The organism is Acidovorax sp. KPB24-03 (genome assembly GCF_057546605.1).
This window is the reverse complement of record NZ_BAAJYR010000630.1, coordinates 1-1,469: the sequence shown is the minus strand read 5'-3', so window position 1 is coordinate 1,469 and position 1,469 is coordinate 1. Positions and strand designations below refer to the sequence as shown.

Annotated in this window: 2 protein-coding genes; one reads left to right on the top strand and one right to left on the bottom strand. The window is 72.1% G+C overall.

The genetic code is table 11. The annotated features are described in order from the left end of the window. A partial coding sequence (locus tag AC27KI_RS24670; protein ID WP_487116407.1) for a GNAT family N-acetyltransferase occupies positions 1–457 on the bottom strand: 457 nt, incomplete at its 3' end. 233 nt (positions 458–690) lie between these two features. Between AC27KI_RS24670 and AC27KI_RS24665 the strand changes: the two genes are divergently transcribed. Further along, positions 691–1,469, top strand: a 779-nt coding sequence (locus AC27KI_RS24665) for an aldehyde dehydrogenase family protein (RefSeq protein WP_487116405.1), incomplete at its 3' end; no start/stop codon positions are given.

Here is a 1,469-nt window from a genome sequence, read left to right as displayed (position 1 = left end):
AGCCGGGGGGCAGGGCGATCAGCGGCGTCGGCCGGGCCACGCCCTGGTGCTGGCGCACCTCGCCAGTGCGCACGAAGCCCAGGCGCTCGTACAGGCCGCGCCCCTCGGCGGTGGCGTGCAGCAGCACCGTGTGGCCGTCCAGGCCGTCGAGCAGCGTGGTCATCAGGCGGTGGCCGATGCGGCGGCCCTGGCAGGCCGGGGTGACGAGCACCAGCCCGATGGTGGCGTGCCGGTCGCCCCACTTCCAGCGCTGGGCGGTGGCGATGGTCTGCCCGTCGCGCTCGGCCACGAGGCCCTCGGAATGCGCGAACACCTGCTCCCAGTCGGCCAGCCGGTGCGGCCAGCGCAGTTCGGCCGACAGTGCCTGCGCCTGAGGCAGGTCGTCGGGCGTCATGGGGCGCAGCAGCACGCCGTCCTCGGCGGTGGCAGGGGTGGCGGGCAGGGCGGTGGAGAGCATGGGCGGCGTCCTCGTTGCGAAGGGATTGGGCATCTATCTTGGACGACATCGGCAGGCCGCACCACCCCGAATTCGGGTTTGCCCGCAACTTGCAAGCTTCGTCTGCCGGGCGCGTGCGTTTTGCAATTCGCTGCGGTGCCACGGGGCGTTACGGGCACAAATGCTGGACCTTCCTGCCTAGCATCGAAGCACCTTTTTCCAACTGCGCGCAGCCCCTTGCGCGCCCCTGTTCCATGCTGCTTTTCGATCCCCGGTCCATCGCCGTTCCCGCCGGCCACTTCATCGGCGGGCGCCTCGTGCCCGACGCCGGCCGCATCGCCGTGCTGCGCCCCTCCGATGGCCAATGGCATGCCGACCTGCCGCTGGCCGATGCCGCCACCGTGGACGCAGCGGTGCAGGATGCGTGGCAGGCCTGGTGCACCACCGACTGGGCGCGGCGCGCCCCTCGGGAACGCGCCCGCGTGCTGCGCCGCTGGGCCGACATGATCGAGGCCGACGGCCCGCAGCTGGCGCCGCTGGAGGCCGTTTGCTCCACCCGCCCGGTGCGCGATGCCGCTGCGTGGGACGTGCCCTTCACGGCCGAAGGGCTGCGCTTTTTCGCCGAGTACGCCGACAAGCTGGGGGGCGAGGTGGCCGCCACGCGGCACGACCACCTGGGCATGGTGGTGGCCGAGCCCTATGGCGTGGTGGGCGCCATCACGCCGTGGAATTTCCCGCTGGTGATGATGTCGTGGAAGGTGGGCGCCGCGCTGGCCGCGGGCAATGCGGTGGTGCTCAAGCCGTCCGAGATGACGCCGTTTTCCGCCGTGCGGCTGGCCCAGCTGGCGGTGGAGGCGGGCGTGCCGCCCGGGCTCTTCAACGTGGTGCAGGGCGATGGCCGCACCACCGGCGATGCGCTCACGCGGCACCCCCGGATCGCCAAGATGACTTTCACCGGATCGACGCGCACGGGCGCCGCCATCATGGCCACCTGTGCGCTGCAGGGCCCCAAGCCCGTCACGCTGGAGCTGGG